General features: G+C 35.7%; 18 protein-coding genes, 1 pseudogene and 1 riboswitch. Of the genes and pseudogenes, 1 reads left to right on the top strand and 18 read right to left on the bottom strand.

Features of this window, described 5'->3' with window-relative positions; translation table 11 throughout:
- Nucleotides 1-10 precede the first annotated feature (10 nt).
- From AC1Q8M_RS20460 to spoVFB, 18 genes and pseudogenes are all read right to left on the bottom strand, one after another.
- Nucleotides 11-796: a DUF3388 domain-containing protein gene (locus AC1Q8M_RS20460; RefSeq protein ID WP_000574107.1), complete on the bottom strand. Its 786-nt coding sequence runs from the start codon at nt 794-796 to the stop codon at nt 11-13.
- Between the two features lie 138 nt (nt 797-934).
- Complete coding sequence (locus AC1Q8M_RS20455; protein ID WP_000114455.1) at nt 935-1,183, bottom strand: DUF3243 domain-containing protein; 249 nt, start codon at nt 1,181-1,183, stop codon at nt 935-937.
- A 75-nt stretch (nt 1,184-1,258) separates the two neighbouring features.
- On the bottom strand, nt 1,259-1,972 hold the full coding sequence (gene ymfI / locus AC1Q8M_RS20450; RefSeq protein WP_098361306.1) for an elongation factor P 5-aminopentanone reductase: 714 nt from the start codon (nt 1,970-1,972) through the stop codon (nt 1,259-1,261).
- A gap of 103 nt (nt 1,973-2,075) precedes the next feature.
- The gene (yfmH, locus tag AC1Q8M_RS20445) at nt 2,076-3,362 is read right to left on the bottom strand and encodes an EF-P 5-aminopentanol modification-associated protein YfmH (RefSeq protein WP_098361305.1); all 1,287 of its coding nucleotides are present in this window, start codon (nt 3,360-3,362) and stop codon (nt 2,076-2,078) included.
- Nucleotides 3,363-4,637 (bottom strand): EF-P 5-aminopentanol modification-associated protein YfmF, encoded by a 1,275-nt coding sequence (yfmF, locus tag AC1Q8M_RS20440; protein ID WP_000772413.1) that lies wholly within the window; start codon nt 4,635-4,637, stop codon nt 3,363-3,365.
- Nucleotides 4,638-4,846: 209 nt separating this feature from the next.
- Nucleotides 4,847-5,806, bottom strand: a complete 960-nt coding sequence (locus AC1Q8M_RS20435) for an ABC transporter permease (protein WP_000008857.1) — start codon at nt 5,804-5,806, stop codon at nt 4,847-4,849.
- The gene (locus AC1Q8M_RS20430; RefSeq protein ID WP_001085255.1) at nt 5,807-6,865 is read right to left on the bottom strand and encodes an ABC transporter permease; all 1,059 of its coding nucleotides are present in this window, start codon (nt 6,863-6,865) and stop codon (nt 5,807-5,809) included. It lies immediately after the preceding gene.
- Complete coding sequence (locus AC1Q8M_RS20425) at nt 6,858-8,390, bottom strand: ABC transporter ATP-binding protein (RefSeq protein ID WP_000456925.1); 1,533 nt, start codon at nt 8,388-8,390, stop codon at nt 6,858-6,860. The genes AC1Q8M_RS20430 and AC1Q8M_RS20425 overlap by 8 nt, the downstream gene beginning before the upstream one ends.
- Nucleotides 8,391-8,507: 117 nt before the next feature.
- Nucleotides 8,508-9,584 carry a BMP family lipoprotein gene (locus AC1Q8M_RS20420; protein WP_000725773.1) on the bottom strand — a complete coding sequence of 359 codons (1,077 nt, stop codon included), beginning with the start codon at nt 9,582-9,584 and terminating at the stop codon, nt 8,508-8,510.
- Nucleotides 9,585-9,676: 92 nt separating this feature from the next.
- Entirely contained in the window at nt 9,677-10,402 is a 726-nt protein-coding gene (locus AC1Q8M_RS20415; RefSeq protein ID WP_000114182.1) for a GntR family transcriptional regulator, read from the bottom strand.
- A 233-nt stretch (nt 10,403-10,635) separates the two neighbouring features.
- Nucleotides 10,636-10,737, bottom strand: a riboswitch (purine riboswitch).
- Between the two features lie 203 nt (nt 10,738-10,940).
- Nucleotides 10,941-13,322, bottom strand: a complete 2,382-nt coding sequence (locus tag AC1Q8M_RS20410) for a DNA translocase FtsK (RefSeq protein ID WP_090977222.1) — start codon at nt 13,320-13,322, stop codon at nt 10,941-10,943.
- Nucleotides 13,323-13,534: 212 nt separating this feature from the next.
- The gene (locus AC1Q8M_RS20405; protein WP_000605020.1) at nt 13,535-13,738 is read right to left on the bottom strand and encodes a YlzJ-like family protein; all 204 of its coding nucleotides are present in this window, start codon (nt 13,736-13,738) and stop codon (nt 13,535-13,537) included.
- Nucleotides 13,735-14,484: a translocation-enhancing protein TepA gene (tepA, locus tag AC1Q8M_RS20400; RefSeq protein WP_000139807.1), complete on the bottom strand. Its 750-nt coding sequence runs from the start codon at nt 14,482-14,484 to the stop codon at nt 13,735-13,737. Before tepA ends, AC1Q8M_RS20405 begins: the two co-directional genes overlap by 4 nt.
- Before the next feature lie 103 nt (nt 14,485-14,587).
- On the bottom strand, nt 14,588-16,258 hold the full coding sequence (locus AC1Q8M_RS20395) for a ribonuclease J (RefSeq protein WP_000823089.1): 1,671 nt from the start codon (nt 16,256-16,258) through the stop codon (nt 14,588-14,590).
- Nucleotides 16,259-17,184: 926 nt separating this feature from the next.
- Complete coding sequence (dapA, locus tag AC1Q8M_RS20390) at nt 17,185-18,063, bottom strand: 4-hydroxy-tetrahydrodipicolinate synthase (RefSeq protein ID WP_000564763.1); 879 nt, start codon at nt 18,061-18,063, stop codon at nt 17,185-17,187.
- 11 nt (nt 18,064-18,074) lie between these two features.
- Nucleotides 18,075-19,307 carry an aspartate kinase gene (dapG, locus tag AC1Q8M_RS20385; protein ID WP_000692450.1) on the bottom strand — a complete coding sequence of 411 codons (1,233 nt, stop codon included), beginning with the start codon at nt 19,305-19,307 and terminating at the stop codon, nt 18,075-18,077.
- A 23-nt stretch (nt 19,308-19,330) separates the two neighbouring features.
- The gene (locus AC1Q8M_RS20380) at nt 19,331-20,377 is read right to left on the bottom strand and encodes an aspartate-semialdehyde dehydrogenase (RefSeq protein ID WP_098855699.1); all 1,047 of its coding nucleotides are present in this window, start codon (nt 20,375-20,377) and stop codon (nt 19,331-19,333) included.
- Nucleotides 20,378-20,527: 150 nt separating this feature from the next.
- A pseudogene (gene spoVFB / locus AC1Q8M_RS20375) lies at nt 20,528-20,716 on the bottom strand (dipicolinate synthase subunit B); the annotation flags it as partial.
- 396 nt (nt 20,717-21,112) lie between these two features.
- On the opposite strand from spoVFB, the gene AC1Q8M_RS20370 reads away from it, so the two are divergent.
- Nucleotides 21,113-21,640: a hypothetical protein gene (locus AC1Q8M_RS20370; protein ID WP_000612422.1), complete on the top strand. Its 528-nt coding sequence runs from the start codon at nt 21,113-21,115 to the stop codon at nt 21,638-21,640.
- Nucleotides 21,641-21,669: the final 29 nt, after the last annotated feature.

Here is a 21,669-nt window from a genome sequence, read left to right as displayed (position 1 = left end):
CAATATTTCTTTAAAAGTCAAACATAGAGAAATTATTTTGCGTACCTTGCTCAATTTCATCTACTAAATTATATTGAATTTCTTCATCATAATCGTTGCGCAACTCGATAATATAATCAAAATCATCCAATGTGTATTCTGACTGACTCACAAATACATCAGGATGTTCTACAACTTTTGTTGCAGGCAATCTCATAATTTCACGAACGAGCTGCCAATGTCTTTCGTTAGCACGCTTCGTTGACACAATTCCATCTAGGATGAAAATATTGTCATCGCTATACTCATCTTCAATTAATTGACTACGAACAGTTTGCTTAATAAGAGTAGATGATACAAATAACCACCTTTTATTTGCACAAACACTTGCAGCAACAATGGACTCTGTTTTTCCGACACGAGGCATTCCGCGTATCCCAATTAGTTTATGGCCTTCTTTTTTCATAATTTCTGCCATAAAGTCTACAAGTAAGCCTAATTCATCACGCACAAATCGAAATGTTTTCTTATCATCTGCATCTCGTTGTATGTACCTACCATGCCTAACCGCTAGCTTATCTCTTAGCTTGGGCGGACGATATTTCGTTACCGTTATGTTATCCATCGTATTTAAAATTGATTCAAGTCTAGAGATTTGCTCTTGATTATCACACATAAGAAGTAACCCACGTCGTGCATTATCTACACCATTAATTGTGACAATATTAATGCCGAGCATACCGATTAACGAAGAAACGTCACCAAGCAAGCCAGGTCGGTTTTTATGTATTTCATATTCAAAATACCATTCAATCATCCAAGATCACTCCCCTTGCTTACTTTACACCTACGTACTATATTATATGATTTCACCTTAATAGGGAAGCTAAATGTATAATCTATCCTGTGTAATTATTATACAAAAAAAGTAGAGAGGAGAATCTCCTCTCTACTTTTACTTATGTTGTACAAACTTAACCATTAAGTTTGCAATGGTATGTTGCTCCTGTTCATCAGCAACTTTCCAAAGCTCAGACAATAATTTCTCTTGATCGTTGCGCGCTTCTACTTCATTTGCTAAATAATCTCCAACACGAAATGCCATATCTGATACAGCACCGCCATCAAGACCTTTTCCTGATGCCTGTTCTAATCGTTCTCCTAAAAAGCTCTTCCATTGATCAAAATTATCTAAAACTGACATGTGTAAGCACCTCACTACTTAGTAATAGAATCATGCTTAATTTGTACAGTTTTTTATTTTTTATGTAAGAAATTTTTAGCAATGCCAACCGCCGTTCACTCCGATAATTTGTCCCGTTATGTAAGATGCACCTGGCGATACGAGGAATGACACTGTTTTCGCTACTTCTTCTGGTAATCCCAACCTGCCTAACGGAATCTCTTCAGCAATTTCATTCTTATCCTCTTCTGAAAATACATGTAACATTTCCGTTTCAATCGCACCTGGTGCCACCGCGTTAACCCTTAATCCACTTAATGAAACTTCTTTTGCTAAAGCTTTCACATATGAATTTTGTGCACCTTTTACCATCGAGTAAAGCACTTCACATGATGCACCAATTTGGCCCCATATAGACGAAATAAGTACAATATTACCGCTTCTCCGCTGAATCATAGATGGCAATGCCATTGATAATAGTTTATAGATACTCTTCACCTGAAGTTCTACCATATAATTCAATTCATCGTTCGTTACATCTGTTACGAGTCCAAAGATACTCTTCCCAGCTGCATATACGATAACATCAAGAGGTTGTTCAATTTGTTCCCACAATTGCTCTGCTCCATCAGCAGAAGCTAAATTCGCTTGAACAGGAATTACTTCACCCCATTCTTTCTGCAACTCATTCACTTTCTCTTCACTGTTATTATAATGAACATATACTGTATATCCATCTTGAATTAATTGTTTTGAAATAGCAGAGCCAATCCCTCCGCTTCCTCCAGTTACTAATGCATACTTTTTCATATAATTCCTCTCTTATCTCAGCAAAATCTTTATCCTACAAATAAATAATACCCTCATCTTACAATTTATCAATGATAAGATGAGGGTATTATTATGAAACCTTTTATTTCTTCGGTAACACCTGACAAACACTCATTTTTTCTTCTGATAACAATATTTTTGCTACTTCTTGTAAGTCTTGAACGGTTAGCCCTTCCAATACAGTCAATGCATCAAATAGACTAGATTCATTAAACGCATATCGTGTAAATTGATTTGCAATATATTCTGGTGAATTCAACGAGCGTAAAAAACCACCAATTTTCTTTTTCTTCACTCGTTCTAATGCCGCCGCATCTAATTGATCATAATCTGTTTTTAATAAAATATCTTTTAAACGATCTGCCAATTCATCAGGTTGTTTCGTATCACCGCCAACCATTGCAAAACCGAAGTTATTTTCTTCTGTATAGTCATACGAGAATGAATCATCAATAAGCCCTTCATTATATAAAGCTTCGTAATGAACAGAACTTTTTCCAAATAAATAATCTAAAAGTAACGTAAGCGCAATTTCTTGTTTTAAAAGCGCTTGCCCTTTTTCTTTTAAATTAGTTGCTTTAATACCAACTAAACATTTCGGTGTTTGCACAGGCATTGAAATAATTTTTTTCTTTTCATTTACCTCATTTGGTTCCTCTTCAAATGAACGCACAATTTCTGGCTGGTTTTTATAATCTTTTTTTGCTTGATTTTCACGTACTAAATCCATTGTTTTCTCTGGATCAATTGCACCCACAACAAATAATAACATATTGCTCGGATGATAAAATGTTTCATAACATTCATATAATAAATCTTTCGTAATTTTACTAATAGATTCGATTGTCCCTGCAATATCAATTTTAATTGGGTGTTTTACAAACAAGCTATCAATTAACCCAAAGTACAAACGCCAATCTGGGTTATCTTGATACATTTGAATTTCTTGCCCAATAATCCCCTTCTCTTTTTCAACTGTTTTTTCAGAGAAATAAGGCTCTTGCACAAAGTTTAGTAATGTATTTAAATTTTGTTCTACGTTTGAAGTACATGAAAAAAGGTAAGCTGTTCGTGTGAAGGATGTAAAAGCATTTGCCGATGCTCCTTGTTTACTAAACAATTGGAAAGCATCGTGATCTTCTTTTTCAAATAATTTATGCTCAAGAAAATGTGCAATCCCATCAGGTACACGAATCATTTCTTCTTTCCCTAATGGTACAAATGTATTATCTACTGAACCATATTTCGTCGTAAACGTCGCAAATGTTTTATTAAATCCTTGTTTCGGTAAAACATATACATCTAATCCATTAGGAAGTTTTTCATAATAGAGTGTTTCTTTTAATTGCTCATAAATAATTTTCTCCATTTACTCTCCCTCCGTTCCTTGTAAAAAGTAAATTGTATCTAGTTCAATATTTTTAGCAACTTTTACAATTTCTTCTTTTGTCACACTTTCTATACCTGTAAGCCATTCTTCAACTGGACGTGTACGATCTGAAATAATACCATGATATAGCATTTCTACAAATCCACGCGGTGTATCAATCGCCTCTAATATTTGATTTTGGATGACACTTTTTGTTTGATGTATTTCTTCTTCAGAAAACTCTCCGTTTTGCATCGCAAGCATTTGTTCTTTAATAATCTCAACTGCTTTTTCATAATTTTTCGCTTCAATTCCTGACATAACAAATAATAAACCTTTATGACTTTCAAAGCGCGATGCTGCATAGTACGCTAAACTATTTTTTTCACGCACATTTACGAATAACTTCGAATGAGAAAAACCACCAAACAATCCATTGAACAATTGCAATGCAAAATAATCTTCATCTTTATATGTGACAAATGTACGATAACCGATGTGTAATTTACTTTGTTTTAATTCTTGTTTTTCAACAACTTCTTTTTCTTCATTATTTCGTCTATGAAGGAGTACATTTCTTTCTCTCACTGGACGAGCTGAAATAGAAAAATACTTACTTACAAGATCAACGGCGTTTTCTGAAATATCACCAATAATATATAGATCCATCTCATCTTCCGCTAACACCTTTTGATAATATTGATACAGACTTTCATTTGTAATAGAAGCAACACTCTCTTTTTTTCCATTTGCACTTAAACGATACGGTTCTACTTTGCACATTTCTTCAATTAAACGCTCGTTTGCATAACGCATTTTATCGTCATAAGTAGCTTCAATTCTCTGTAACAGTGCTCTTTTTTCACTTTCTACGATAGAAGGTAGGAAACCGTTCCCCTCCGTCGCTGGATGTAACACAATATCCGACAACATAGAAAGCGCTTTTTCAAATAACGGTGGTGCATCATGTAAATATACTTCATTTGCAATGTCTACATAAATGGAGATAATATGGTCTTCCCCTTTTTTACTTACATCTACTGCTAAAGAAGACCCGTATAATTCTTCTAAATATTGACGAAGACGAATTACAGAAGGTAATTTTTCTGTCGCACTTTGCAATACGTATGGCAATAGGGCACGCTCTGTCACCGTCTCCTCATTTAAAGGCGCTTTAAAACGAAATACAAAGGTATTCGTTTTATATTTATCAGTCGGAATAATATGTACGCGCAAACCACCTAACTCATGTAGTTGTTGTTCCATTAGTTTCATTTATAGCCCTCCTTTACGTATATAGGAATATTCCTCTTCAATATACAGTTTTTAGAAATAAAAAATCAACTTTTCTCCCTTATTATGCTTACATATGATTCTTTCTAAAAACTTTAATATGTAAGGAACATAGTAAAATTCCGTATTAAATATATTCTATGTAAAAAAGCCCACACTAATGTGCGAGCTTTTTTATACTTATAAAATACTTATCGTTTTCCTTTTTCATAAGGAGTTCCTAATGCTTTCGGAGCTTCAGAACGACCTACAAAACCAACAAGCGCTAATATTGTGAATACATATGGTAATATCGTTAATAAAACACTTGGAATTTGATCTAATACAGGAATTGTTCCGCCCGTTACACTAAGAGATTGTGCAAAACCAAAGAATAGAGCTGCACCTAGTGCGCCTAGTGGATTCCACTTTCCAAAAATCATAGCAGCTAAAGCTAAGAAACCTTGTCCTGTAATAGTTGCCCCTGAGAAGTTATTAGAAATTGACATTGCAAAAATCGCTCCACCAATTCCAGCAAACACTCCTGAAATACAGACTCCAATATAGCGCATTTTATATACGTTAATCCCCATCGTATCCGCTGCCATTGGGTGTTCACCAACAGCACGTAGACGAAGACCGAACGGTGTTTTATAAATAACATACCAAACAACGAATGCTAAAATAATGGCAATATACGACGTTATTGGTACGTTCGAGAAAAATATTTTCCCTAAAACCGGAATATCCGAAAGGCCTGGAATATCAATCTTTTCAATACGATACTGAATAAAGTCAGTCTGCCCTTTATCAAAAATCTTCTTAATTGCAAATACCGTTAAACCAAGAGATAAGAAGTTAATTGCTACACCACTTACAACTTGATCTGCTCGGAATGTAATAGAAGCTACCGCATGAAGTAATGCAAATAATCCACTACCAATTGCCGCAAATAATAACGCAATCCACGGAGTCATCGTTCCCCAAGTATCACCCATTAATAAGTTTGTAACAACTCCAATAAATGCACCAAATAGCATTAGTCCTTCTAATCCGATATTTACAACACCCGATCGTTCACTAAATACACCACCTAGTGCTGTGAAAATGATAGGTGCCGATGTATATAACGTACCCGTCACAAGAATGGCTAATATATCTAAAAAGCTCATTTATTTCCCCTCCTTGCTCATGCGTGTAAGCGCCCATCTTAACACATAACTACATGCAACAAAGAAGATGATACATGCAATAATTACATTAATAAGCTCTGATGGTACATCTGCCTCAAAGTTCATTTGAGGGGAAGCACTTTTCAAACCACCAAATAATAAAGCTGAAAGGATTATCCCAAACGGATTATTCCCTCCAAGTAATGCTACAGCAATCCCATCAAATCCTACTCCTGTAAACGAAGACATCGCTGTCATACTCTGGAATGTTCCTAATCCTTCCATCGCTCCACCAATCCCCGCAAATGCACCAGCAATTGTCATGGAGAATACTACATTACGAGAAACTTTCATACCTGCATATTGAGAAGCATGCTGATTAAATCCTACCGACTTTAATTCGTAGCCTAAAGTTGTTCGATCTAATAAGAACCACATTAAAATAGCAATTAATATTGCTACAATAATTCCCCAGTGAAGACGCGAACCATCAGTAATAGAAGCAAGCCAGTCTGAAGATAGTGATGCACTCTCTTTAATGTCATACGTTTTATCATTACCTTCATGTAAAAAGCGCTTAATGATGTCATATGTTACATATAATGCGATATAGTTCATCATAATTGTTACAATAACCTCGTTAACTTGAAACTTTCCTTTTAAATATCCAGGAATGAAGCCCCAAATTCCTCCTACCAATGCTGCGAATAAAATAGATAATGGAATATGAAGGAAAGCTGGTAGTGAAACTGCATAACCGAACCAAACCGCTGCAAGCCAACCAACTAGCAATTGACCCTCTACCCCGATATTAAATAAACCTGTACGAAATGCAAACGCCACTGATAAACCAGCAAGAATAAGCGGTATCATTGTACGAAGCGTTTCACCAATCGCACTTGCGCTGCCGAACATCCCTGTCCAAAGTGCACTATAACCCACAATTGGATCATAACCACTAACTAGCATTACAATCGCTCCGACAAGTAAGCCAAAAATAACGGATAGTACTGGGACTAAAATATTTATCGTTCGTTCTGTTAAAAGTTTTTTAGCCATTTGTACCCACCTGCTCCTTCTTTGTTCCTCCAGCCATTAACAATCCAAGCTGTTGTTCATTCGTTTCTTTCGCATCAACTATTGCTACAATTTTCCCTTCATAAATAACAGCAATTCGATCGCTAACATTTAAGATTTCATCTAACTCTAGTGATAAAAGTAATACACCTTTCCCTTTATCCCTTTGCTCTATTAATCTCTTATGAATAAATTCAATTGCTCCTACATCTAAACCACGTGTTGGCTGTGCTGCGATTAATAAATCCGGATCACGGTCTACTTCACGTGCAATAATTGCTTTTTGTTGATTTCCCCCAGATAGAGCGCGTGCTAACGTTTGCTCACTAGGTGTACGTACATCAAACTGTTCAATAAGAGCCTTTGCTTTTTCCGTAATTTTGCTGAAATTTAAAATCCCTTTCTTTGAAAACGGATTCTTATAGTACGTTTGCAGAACTATATTATCTCTAACAGAAAAATCAAGGACGAGTCCGTGTTTATGACGATCTTCTGGAATATGACCAATTCCTTCTTCTGTTATTCTTCTAACAGGCCAATTTGTTATTTCTTTCCCTTTAATTGCAATAGAACCTGACTCAACTTTTCGTAAACCAGTAATTGCTTCTATTAATTCACTTTGTCCGTTTCCATCAATCCCTGCAATCCCAACAATTTCCCCCGCACGAACAGTTAAGTCAAGGCCTTTTACAGCAGGTAGTTGACGTGCATCGTGAACAACAAGGTTTGCAATTGAAAGTACCTCTTCTTTTGGTTTCGCGTCTATTTTTTCTGTTTTAAAATTCACTTGACGTCCGACCATTAATTCTGCAAGTTTATTTTCATCCGTATTTGCAACGTCAACCGTTCCAATTCCTTTTCCTTTACGAATAATCGTACAACGATCGCAAACTTCCATAATTTCTTTCAACTTATGTGTAATAAGAACAATAGATTTTCCTTCTTGCACAAGCTTTTTCATAATTTGAATTAGCTCATGAATTTCTTGCGGTGTTAACACAGCTGTCGGTTCATCAAATATTAAAATTTCTGCACCGCGGTAAAGAGTTTTTAATATCTCAACACGCTGTTGCATACCAACTGAAATATCCTGTATTTTCGCATATGGATCTACAGCTAAACCGTATTGTTCAGACAGTTTTTGAATTTCTTTAGCAGCTTCCTCAACAGCAATTTTCCCTTTTTTCTTCGGTTCATTTCCGAGAATAATATTTTCTGTAACTGTAAAATTATGAACAAGCATAAAGTGCTGATGAACCATTCCAATACCAAGGTCATTTGCCACATTCGGATTGGTAATGTTTACAGACTTTCCTTTAATTTTAATTTCACCTTGTTCTGGTTGGTACAAACCAAATAGTACATTCATCAATGTGGATTTCCCTGCACCATTTTCTCCAAGTAAAGCATGTATCTCACCCTGCTTTACTTGCAGCGTAATATCATCATTCGCTACAATGCCTGGGAATACTTTCGTAATGTTATTCATCTCAATTACGTATTCCATTGTGTTCCTCCTTTTAACAGGGAACATTCCCTATTACACTATTAACTTATTAAGCAATTCGGAAGTTTTATACATACAAAGGTTAGTTCTATGAACTAACCTTTGCTATTTCTCTATTTATTTTTTTAGAGAAGCTTCATATTCTTTATACTCTTTATCTGTAGCTGGTACTTTAATTTCACCGTCTGTAATTTTCTTTTCAAGCTCTTCTACTTTTGTTAAAATTTCAGGGTTAACTTTTTTCACGTTGTCAGTTGTTTTTGCAATACCAACACCGTCATCTTTTAAACCAAACGCTTCTACTTTACCGCCTTTTAACTTACCGTCTTTCGCTTCTTGTGCTACTTTTTCAACAGCGATATCTACACGTTTTACCATTGAAGTTAATGTTACGTTTTCAGGCATACCTTCTTGGTTTTGGTCACGGTCAACACCGATTACCCAAACATTTTCACCTTTTTTCTTACGGTTTTTCGCTTCAGTGAATACACCGTTACCTGTACCACCAGCAGCATGGTAAATTACGTCTACGCCTTGACCGTACATTGCTGATGCAAGAACTGTACCTTTTTCAGGTTTATCGAATGCTTCTGCATATTCAGATACGATTTCAATGTTTGGATTTACTGCTTTTGCACCCGCTTTAAATCCATTTTCGAATTTACTAATTAAATCACTCTTCATCCCACCAACAAATCCTACTTTATTTGATTTTGTTGACATAGCTGCTACCGCACCTACAAGGAATGATCCTTCATGATCTTTAAATGTAATGCTCGTTACGTTTGGTGCATCTACTACAGTATCAACGATTGCAAATTGTTGTTTTGGAGATTCTTTTGCTACTTCTTTAATTGCACCTTCTAATTTATAACCAATTCCGAAAGATAAATCATACTTATCTTTTGAAAATTTCTTTAAGTTTGGAATATAATCCGCTTCTTTTTCAGACTGTAGGTAACGATAATTTGTCTTTTCCTTTAATCCATTATCTTTACCAAACTTTTTTAGTCCTTCCCAAGAAGATTGGTTGAACGATTTGTCATCAACGCCCCCAACATCCGTTACCATACCAACCTTGAAGTCTTTCGTGTCTTTCTTGTCACTGCTTGCCTTATCCGAGTTACCACATGCACCTAAAACTGTACTTGCTACTAATGTTAATGATAATAAAAGACCTGCTTTTTTCTTCATACTAGAAACCCCTCCAAAAATGATATATATTTATTTATTCTTTCGCTGCTGTCCCTTACTTCTTGCTGTCACCTCCCTAAAAAGGAACTTACCTACATACGCTTTCTTAATACGTGGAAGCTAAACTTATCAGCTCTAAAGTAATTGATAGAATATAAGATTGGCTCATCATTTTGATCATAGTGCATTTGTTTTAATACAAGCAGTGCTGTTTCAGGCTCACATTCTAAAATTGGTGAGATTTTAGGGTGATAGCCAATTGGCTCAATGTGAGCAACCGCATATGTTATGCGCTTATGCGTGTTATTATGTATCACCGTTAATAATGATTCCTCATTGTAACCCGATAAATCTGGCAATATTTCTTTTGCAAGTTTATCGATACAATATACAACAGGTTCCCCATCTGCTGTACGCACGCGTTCAATCATCACTGCATTAAAACCATCTTCACTATTAAACTTCTCTTTTTCCTCTTCTGTTAAAGTTGTAGTAGATGATGATAAAAAAATCGTTCCTGGTGTTTTCCCCACACTAGAAATCATATCTGTAATACTAGAAAGTTGTTCTATTCCAGAAGAAAATAATGGCTTTGCATTTACAAATGTCCCTACACCATGTCTACGAATGACAACATTTTCTTCTTCTAAAATACGTAACGCTTCCCTTAAAGTCGCTCTACTTACGCCAAGTTCTTTCGCTAAATCAAACTCTGATGGTAACTTTTGTCGTTCTTTATAAGCCCCATCTTTAATTTTTTCTTTGATGTGATCAATCACCCGTAAATATAGGTGACGACTATCGGATTTTACTGACATAAGACTCCCCCGCATTTCAATTATTCGACCTCTGATGTAAGACTTCTTTTCTCTTTTTTCAACTTACAACATAGTACAAATGACTAACCACTAAAAATAAGCACAATTGTCGAATAAATAATAATAATTTTTTAAAATGAAATTTTCACTCTTTACTGTATAAAAAAAACTTTGCACCATAAACATTCCTCATTTCGAGAAAAAGTTCGGCACAAAGATCCTTTACATCCTTTGTTACACACTTTTCCCCTCATAGTCTAGCAATTCATGGTTGCCAGGTAGAAACTTATGGACCTTATCTCCAAGATTATATGAGGCAGTGATTCTTTTCGAAGTAATCTTACCACTTGCTCTCATACGTGTCAACAAAATCCAACATTTTTCTGTATTAAATATCGAACATTTACATAAAACACACTCAAAGTATTCGTATTCTATAGGGACCTTATAAATGTAAGCCCTTTCTTTATTGCTGAGTATAGTATATAACAAAAACACTATATAAAAAAGCCTAATTGTAAAAACAATTAGGCTTTTTTTAAGAACTTTTTTCTTGTACATCATTAATGAGTACTTCTCTCGGTTTACTACCTTCATATGGACCTACTACACCATTCATTTCCATTGCATCAATTAGACGAGCAGCTCGCGTATAACCTACTCTAAACCTACGTTGTAGCATAGAAACAGATGCTGTTTGCATTTCCACTACAAGTTGAACCGCTTCATCATATAATTCATCTTCTACTTCCTGCTTCGTATCAGGAACATCTTGCGGAATCATATCTTCTTGATATTGTGCTTTTTGCTGTCCAATAACATATTCTACAACTCTCTCAACTTCATCATCTGATAAAAATGCACCTTGTACACGTACAGGTTTCGATGCACCAATTGGTATAAACAGCATGTCGCCACGACCTAGTAGCTTTTCTGCACCACCACCGTCAAGAATTGTACGAGAATCTGTTTGAGAAGATACAGCGAATGCAATACGTGATGGAATATTTGCTTTAATAACACCCGTAATAACGTCAACTGACGGACGTTGCGTTGCAATAATTAAATGAATACCAGCAGCACGAGCCATTTGCGCTAGACGCATAATCGCATCCTCTACATCAGACGAAGCAACCATCATTAAATCTGCTAACTCGTCCACAATTACTACAATATACGGTAATTCGGGTTGTTTCGCTTCTGATTGACTATTATGTTCTTTTATATAATCATTGTATCCTTCAATGTTACGTGTACCACTATGAGCAAATAATTCATAACGACGTTCCATCTCACTCACAACTTTTTTCAATGCTTGCGATGCTTTTTTCGGATCAGTTACAACTGGCGTTAACAAATGAGGCACACCGTTATATACATTTAACTCTACCATTTTCGGGTCAATCATCATTAATTTTACTTCATGCGGTTTTGCACGCATTAAAATACTAACAATAATACCATTAATACATACACTTTTCCCGCTACCTGTCGCACCAGCTACGAGTAAATGGGGCATTTTATTTAAACGGGCTAATACAGCTTCACCTGTAATATCTCGGCCAAGACCAATTAACAACTTCTCTTCCGGATGATTATTAGCCTTAGAATCAAGAACTTCCCTCAGCGTTACCATCGAAACTTCTGAGTTCGGAACTTCGATCCCTACAGCTGATTTCCCGGGAATTGGCGCCTCAATACGAATGTCCTTTGCAGCTAAAGCAAGGGCTAAATCATCACTTAAACTGACAATTTTGCTTACCTTTACCCCCATATCAGGATACACTTCATATTTTGTAACTGCAGGACCTCTATGCACTTTGGTTACTTTCGCTTTCACTCCGAAACTTTGGAATGTACGTTCTAATTTACGAGCATTCTCATAAATTTCCGCGTTTTCATTTGTAACTTGCTTATTCTTTGGAAATTTTAATATATCAAGTGAAGGAAGCTTGTAATCTTTATTTTCTACATTTGAAAATTGCATAGGAGGTGCTTGCGCTTCACTCTCTAACGATTCAACAATTTTTTCTCCACGCTTTTTCTTTGATTCTTCAATTGGTGGAGTCTCTTCAATAAACGGTGAAGTGATCAAATCTTCTTGCTCTACTTCAATTCGTTTACCCTCTTCTTCATTTACAGGATAATTCTCAGTGAAATTTGAAATAATTGGCGGATCAATTTGGATTTCTTCCATCGGCTCAATAACTTCTTCTTGTTCTGCAGCACGTTTGCTTCTTGTACTTCTTGTTGTTTTTTTCTTTTCTGTTTGTTCAGCCGTTCTTTTGGATCTCCAATCTTTATAATCCCCTTGTATCACTTGAAATTGACTTCTAAGAATTCTACCAACTGGAGCTAACACTTCTCCAATATGTTTATTTGTTATACAGAGTACCCCGAGAATAACTAAAATAATTCCAATGATATAGGCTCCTACTTCGTCGAATAGGAAGTAACATGTCGCGAACATAAGCGCACCAAACATACCACCACCTAAATGAACGCTATCTGGCCCTTTTTTCATTTCAAGAAAGAAGTTATCTTTCGTACTCACAATAACAGAAGTATTTTGCACTGCTCCATCTTTTGTAAGAAGGTTAAATAATGTAATATGACTAAACATTAATATTGCCAATACAATTAAATAAAATCCAATTAACCGTTTATTTAAAAGGTTCGGCCATCCGCGTTTTATAACAAAGGAAACCGATAAAGCTATTACACCTAACACACCAATTATGTACCACTCACCAAAGAAGAAGCGAAAAAATAACACAAACGATTTCCCTACAACGCCTAGCTGTAAAATCGTAATGATCGAAAGTGCAAAAAGAGTTAAACCGACGATTTCATAATACAAAGTTGGCTTTATCGTACGTCTTGCCTTTGCCTTCGTCCCTCTTTGCTTTTGTTTTGCCATTTCTTCACCTCGTGTTCTACATATAAGTAAAGCTCTCCTAAAAACGCTCTATTTATATGTCTGTTTTCTCTATTTTTCAGGTCTTTATATCTTCTATTTTTACACTTCTTGTAAAATGCTAAATAAACAGAAGAAAGCAGCCTACTCATGGCTGCTCAACCGTCTTGTTTTTTATATTATACCATAGCTTCTAAACAAAATCCTTCTTTTTACTAAAAGGTTATTTTCTGACCTGGCTCAAACTCTAAATAGTGAAGTGGGTCCGTACTTAGCACACGTACAATAGAATAACACCCATGTTCCTCTTCAGAAACCATTAATTCCACACCATTTATATTTACAACTTTTTGACTTTCACATTGTGAATAATCGGCCGGATACACAAGTTGCTCTGGCATAATTGTATATAAAATCATTGTAACATTGTCCCTTCTGCACTACCTTCCGCGCGAACATCGATTAATTCGTTTAATTTTCGAATTGCATTTCCAATACCACCAACATCATCTATAAGACCGTACTTTACTGCATCCCCACCAATTACATTCGTCCCAATATCTCGCGTTAAATTTCCTTTCGCAAACATAAGCTCTTTAAAACGATCTTCTGTTACTTTCGAGTGCTTCGTCACAAAACGAATGACTCTTTCTTGCATCTTATCCAAATACTCAAATGTTTGTGGCACACCTATGACAAGACCTGTTAAACGAATCGGATGAATTGTCATCGTCGCAGTTTCCGCAATAAACGAATAGTCAGTAGAAACAGCAATCGGTACACCAATGGAATGTCCCCCACCTAAAACTAAAGATACTGTTGGCTTTGAAAGTGAAGCTACCATTTCAGAAATTGCTAGTCCAGCTTCAACGTCACCTCCAACCGTATTTAATATTAACAGCAAACCTTCAATTTTTGGATTTTGTTCAATCGCAACAATTTGCGGAATGATATGCTCGTATTTTGTTGTTTTATTTTGCGGCGGTAATTGAACATGACCTTCCACTTGTCCGATAATTGTTAAACAATGAATACGTGATTCATTCATCTGTGGTACATTTGTCTGTCCAAGCTGTTGAATTTTTTCTACTATTGAAGCCTCTTTTCCAGCTTCTTTTGGCTCAGCTTCTTTTTCTTCATTTGTATATCGATCACGTTCTGTCATTTCGCATCCCCTTTCACTCGTATATAACTATTATTTCTTAAGTTATAAATTTCATTCGATAGGGTTAAAAAGAAAAAAAGATCACCCATAAGGGTGATCTTTTTTATACTTCCATAATAATCGGTAAAATCATAGGTTTTCTCTTTGTCTCTTCGTACAAGAACTGTCCTAATAATTCACGAATATTTTGTTTTAACATTGACCATTCAATCGAATATTCTTTAATTGACTGCTCAACAATCATACGTACAATCTCTGTAGATCGTTCAATTAACGCTTCTGATTCACGAACATATACGAAACCACGTGAAATGATTTCTGGACCAGAGATAATTTTCTTTTCATCTTTACCAAGTGTTACAACAACTACTAATATTCCATCTTGAGATAACATCTTTCTATCTCGAAGAACGATATTACCAACGTCACCTACACCTAATCCATCAATTAAAACATTACCAGCTTGTACTTTACCGACTAAGTTCGCTTCATCGTCACCAAAAGCAATTACATCACCTTTTTCTACGATAAAGATATTTTCTCTTGTAATACCTACATCTTCAGCTAAATACGCATGTGCTTTTTGCATACGAAACTCACCATGTACGGGTACAAAGTACTTCGGTTTCATTAAATTTAACATTAATTTTAATTCTTCTTGGCTACCGTGACCTGAAACGTGAACTTTTCTTTCGCCGTAATAAACAACTTCAGCTCCAGCTCTAAATAACAAATCAATAATTTTTGATACAGATATTTCATTACCCGGAATTGGCGAAGCAGCAATGATAACAGTATCACCTTTACGAATTGAAATTTGTTTATGTGCTTGTTTTGCCATTCTAGATAGAGCAGCCATCGGTTCACCTTGACTACCTGTCGTTAAAATAGCTACCTTTTTCTCTGGGAAGTTGTCTACTTCTTGTAATGAAATAACCATACCTTCTGGAACATCTAAATAACCAAGACGTCTTGCAATGTCTACTACTTTCACCATACTACGTCCTACTACCGCTACTTTTCGCCCTGTTTCGGCAGCTGCATCAAATACTTGTTGAATACGATGTACATTCGATGCAAATGAAGCAACGATAATACGACCTTCTGCACCGTAGAACACTTTAGAAATTTCTACACCAACTTCTTTTTCTGAACCTGTATACCCTGGACGCTCTGCATTTGTACTATCAGATAATAGGCAAAGTACACCTTCATTTCCGATTTGCGCCATTTTCCCAAGATCTGCTCCACTATTTCCAATTGGAGTTTGATCGAATTTAAAGTCTCCCGTATATACGATTGCACCTTTTGATGTATGGAAACAAACGCCAACAGAATCCGGAATACTATGTGTCGTTCCGAAGAATGACACTGTTGTAGTGTTAAACTCTACTGTTGAATTTGAATCGATTGTTTTTAGGTCTACACGGCCTAACATGCCCGCTTCACCAAGTTTTTCTTGTATAAGTCCTACTGTTAATTTCGTTGCATAGACTGGAATAGATAATTTACGAAGCACATACACAATTCCACCAATATGATCTTCATGACCGTGAGTAATAAATAAACCTTTTACTCGCTCTTGATTTTCCACTAAATATGTAATATCAGGAATAACGATATCAATTCCAAACATTTCATCTCCCGGGAACATTAACCCCGCATCTACGATAAAGATTTCAGAATCAATTTCAACACAGTACATGTTTTTCCCGATTTCACCTACTCCACCAAGAGCAAATACTTTAACAGACTCATTCTCTTTTCTCTTCATGTTGTTGCCTGGTTTAAAAATCTTGCAAACACTGATTTCACTAAAATTGCAGAGACACCAGGGGAAACTCTACAACCACCATATTTTCACCGTCCAAGACGAATGTCCTTACCGTTATGCGATATCATGTCCTTGTTTATTTTTTAAACCAGGTTTCACCTCTCTTTCATTATATAAATCAAATATCTTATTCGATATGATATGAAAATTTAATTAAATTATAATTTTTCCCAATTTTGCTAAGCATACCCGTACTAAGCTACTTAGCCATATTATACCTGATACAAGAAATAGAACACAAGTTAAATCGTGCGAAAGAAAAAGTAAAAGAAAGGAACAGCACTAAAAGTATATGGCTTATTTCCGCTGCTTTTATACTCCATGTTATTTGAAAAAATAACTTAAACACTTTAAATTACTTTCATTTGATGGATTTCCTAGATTTTTTTCTTGAATTGCACAAAAACACTTATAAAATGAAGCTTTTTTATAGATTACGTCATATTTGAGGCAATTCCTATAAAAACATAATCGAAAGTATTTTCTGTACTAGCAACTACTTTTCAACAAAATTAAAGATGTAAGATCCTTTTCTTATAAACATTGCATTACATGACAAAAGGCTATGAATTACAAAATCTAATAGAAATTTAATAAGGTTAAATTTTTAGCAGGATTTGACAGCCATTATCGAGAAAAAGATGTTGGAACCAAATTAATGAAAGAACAATATCATACTTTAACAAGTAGAGAACGCGTAGCGTAATATACTCGTTTTCAACATAAAATGTTTTCTATATTATAGGGTCATATACAGACGAGAAAGGCGATCCTAAAATCATTTTACAAAAGATTCACTTTAAAACAGATTCAAACATTTTCATATCAATAAAAAAATGACCTAGTTTCACACTAGGTCATTTTTATTAACGAGGAATAGATTGCATTACAGATTGTAACGTTACTCTTTCTTCTTCTGTTAATGGAAGAAGTGGTAAACGTACAGAACCTACATCTAATCCAACCATTTGTAACGCTGTTTTTACTGGAGTTGGACTTGGCGCCATAAATAACGAATCAGTTACTCTTACAAGTAATTGATGTAATTTTTGTGCCTTTTTAAACTCTCCTGCTTGAAATGCTGTAATCATTTCTTGCATTTCATTTCCGATAACATGAGATGCTACCGAAACGATACCTTTAGCCCCAACTGCCATAGCCGGTAACGTTAAACCGTCATCACCGCTGTATACCGCAAAGTCGTCCGCTGTTTTTTCAATGATTTCTGTCATTGTCAACACATCGCCGCCGGCATCTTTAATAGCAACAATGTTTTCTATTTCTGATAAACGAACAACTGTATCAACGGAGATTTGTACAATAGATCGTCCTGGAACGTTATATAGCATAACCGGAAGCGGCGTACTTTCAGCAATTGCTTTAAAATGCTGATACATTCCTTCTTGACTCGGCTTATTATAATACGGTGCTACTAGCATTACTGCATCCACACCAACTTCTGTTGCCTTTTTAGTTAAGTCAATAGAAGCATGCGTATTATTGCTACCTGTTCCAGCGATTACGGGCACTCTTTTATCGACAACAGATACGACATGGCGATATAACGCTACCTTCTCTTCTGAAGTTAATGTAGGAGATTCTCCTGTCGTTCCTCCTACCACGATTGCTGTTGTACCGTTATCAATTAAATAATTTACCAATTTCGTTGTCTTTGCAAAATCGATATTCCCGTTTATATCAAACGGTGTTACCATCGCGGTTGCAATTGTCCCAAAATCTATCATGGTCTCACTCCTTATTGTTCCAGTTGCTTTTCTTTTGAAAGCTCAAACGCACTATGTAATGCATTTACAGCCTCCACTAAATCAGTTTCTTTTACAAGAACCCAAATTGTTGTATGACTATCTGCCGATTGCAGGATTTGAATACCTTTTTCCGCTAAAGCTGTAACGATTTTCGCAGTAACCCCTGGGTATCCTGCCATTCCAGCTCCAACGATAGATACTTTCGCACAATGCTCTGTCACAATTGGCTCATATCCAAGGTTCTTTAATAATTTAACTGCATGACTTGATACATTATCACTCACCGTATATGCTACACCAGTAGGTGAAATATTAATTAAATCGACACTTATTCCTTCGTTCGCCATCTCTTTAAACACATGTTGTTGCAAATCATATGCCGTTTCTTTTGCAAGCACTTTAATTTGCGTTACGTTTGATACGTGGGCGATACCTGTAACAGGACGTTCTTCTACATCACGACCTCTTGTAGCACCGTCATATGCTGAAATAAGCGTACCTTCACTATCAGAATACGTAGAACGTACACGAAGTGGCACTTTTGCATGCATCGCAATTTCAACTGCACGTGGATGAACGACTTTCGCACCTTGATAAGCCATGTTACAAATTTCGTTATACGTTACAGTTTGAAGATGACGTGCATCTTTTACAATACGAGGATCCGCAGTCATAACACCTTCTACATCAGTGAATATATCGATGTATTCAGCATGAAGTGCAACACCTAATGCTGAAGCTGAAGTATCACTACCTCCGCGTCCAAGTGTTGTCGTATCACCTTTTTTCGTTTGCCCTTGGAATCCTGTAACGACGATTACATCTACATTTTCTAACTCTTCATGTATACGATCGCAATTCATTTCAATAATCTTTGCATTCGTAAAGTCATCATTCGTTACAAAACCAGCTTGTGCACCATTTAATGCTGCTGCTTTTATACCGTTCTCATTCAACATATTAGAGAAAACAATTGCAGAGATTAACTCTCCGCACGATAATAATAAATCTTGCTCACGTTTAGAAATAGTAGATTCCTCTTGATTTACAAGACTTAATAACGTATCCGTTGCATATGGTTCACCTTTACGACCCATAGCAGATACGACAGTAACTACTTTATAACCAGCAGCTAACGATTTCTTTATATGATGAAGCGCATGCTTACGTCCATTGTCATCACGTACTGATGTGCCACCAAATTTTTGAACAATTATTTTCATATTTTGCACCTTCTCTTAGCCGTTTACACTAATTGTAATTTTACTAAGCGCTCTGCAATTTGAACAGAATTCCATGCAGCGCCTTTTAATAAGTTATCAGATACGACCCAAAGATGGAATCCTTTATCGTTATTTAAATCTTTACGGATTCTTCCAACGAATACTTCGTTTTTACCTACTGCAGTAGCTGGCATTGGATATAACTGCTCTTCTGGATTATCTTGCAGAACAATACCTTCCGCATTTGCAAGTAAGCTCTTTAATTCTGCTACTGTTACGCCTTCTTTTTCTACTTCGATGTAAACAGACTCAGAGTGTCCTGATACAACTGGTAAACGTACACATGTTGCCGCTACTTCTAATTCAGGCATATGCATAATTTTTTTTGTTTCGTTAATCATTTTCATTTCTTCAAATGTAAATCCATTATCTTGGAACTTATCAATCTGTGGAATCGCATTAAAAGCAATTGGGAAATGCTTCTTATCACTTGATACAGGAAGAACATTTGCCTTAACTTCTTCGCCATTTAAGATTGCTTGTGATTGTTCATGAAGTTCTTCAATAGCTGCCGCACCAGCACCTGATACAGCTTGATATGTGGAAACGATTACTCGTTTTAAACCATATTGCTGACGAACTGGCTCAAGAGCTACTACCATTTGAATTGTAGAACAGTTTGGATTTGCAATAATACCATTATGTTCTTTTAAGTCGTTTTCATTTACTTCAGGTACAACAAGTGGCACGTTTTCTGTCATACGGAATGCACTTGTATTATCAACAACAATCGCACCGCGTTTTGCTGCTTCTGGCGCTAATTGTTTCGATACAGATCCACCAGCACTAAATAGTGCGATATCTACTCCTTCAAAGCTTTCAGGAGTTGCCTCTTGAACTGTAAATTCTTCGCCTTTAAATACAAGTTTCTTACCTGCAGATCGTTTAGATGAAAGTAACGTTAATTTCCCGATTGGAAATTCTCGTTTCTCTAAAGTATTTAACATTTGTTCACCAACTGCGCCGGTTGCTCCAACTACAGCGACATGAAAAGTTTTTTGCTTTTCCATCACTATGCCCCTTTCTAGATACCAATCCTTCTATAACTTAGAATCAGAAGGAGTATACAATACCCCTTCTAATCTTAATAACGTTAATTTTATCATATTCTACAGTAAGAATGATGGTTTCATCAAAAATTGTCCGTTTTTTTTCGTTTTTTAATTCATATATCTGAATTTTTCTACGACCACCGGTTGCAATTGCTTTCCTTGCAGCGCTTCTAATACTGTATCTTCCAGTAACTCCATACGAGCTACCATTGAGTTCGGTTTTTTCTCTGGCGCATCTTGACCGAATGGGACGAAATAGATATTTTTTGTGGCCATTAGGCGCATGAGGTTGACGCCAACAGGGTAATGACAATAGAAATATTTCTTTTTTCTTCTATTATATATTCATTTCACAGTCTGTAAATTTATTTTCATTTCCAAGCATGTATATCGAAATCTTCATTAATACAATAAACAAATTTCACGGTATTACATTAATTGTGTAGTCAATTTCTATTTTGTTCCTCAACCTTTATAAGCATAAAAAATCCCAAACACTGAGGATGGGATAAGGGAGAAATTTTTAAAAAGCATATGATATGAAATTCTCTAAAGCATAATACACGTTTTCATATCGGTAAAACACTCAAAAATTTTTCTTAAAGACAAAAATTTATATATCTTATTTATGTAATTTATGGTATGGTTCCATATGTTAATTAATTACAATAATTTCAAAAAGGAGTATACATAATGATACCAAAGAAACTAATATGTTTAGCACTTCCACTTATGTTATTAGGGGTAGGTTGTGATATGTCTAAAGACCACCCTAAAGATAGTACAGCGAAAGAAACTACAATTAAAGAGGATTCAACGAAGGAAACTCCAGTTAAGGAGAACCAAATGCAAGTAGCAGTAGATTATAAAACTTCTGTACTTGACTTAAACAAAGAACTAGAAAGCGCCATGAATGAACTATCTACGATAGTTACTAAAGATAGCACTTTAAGTGTTTCAAAAGATAGTTATAAAAACGCACTATTATACTTAAGAAACGTAACAAAGAAGTATGATAACTTGAAACCAAGTCATGATCCAGCCTATAAACAAGAAGAAACTCATAAACTTATTTTAGACTCAATGAAGACTATGCAAGATGCAATTAGTATTCAATATACTAGCATAGACAACATAGCAAGCGAAGAGTTTATGAGAGGATTAAACCTAACGAACGAGGCTTCAAACAAGTTTATAGAAGCAATAAAAACATTGAAATAAGAAAGCTTTAGTTATCAAGGGGGATTCAT

The sequence above is a fragment of the Bacillus sp. GW823-FHT06A10 genome, assembly GCF_058795375.1.
This window is presented reverse-complemented; position numbering and strand designations above follow the sequence as displayed.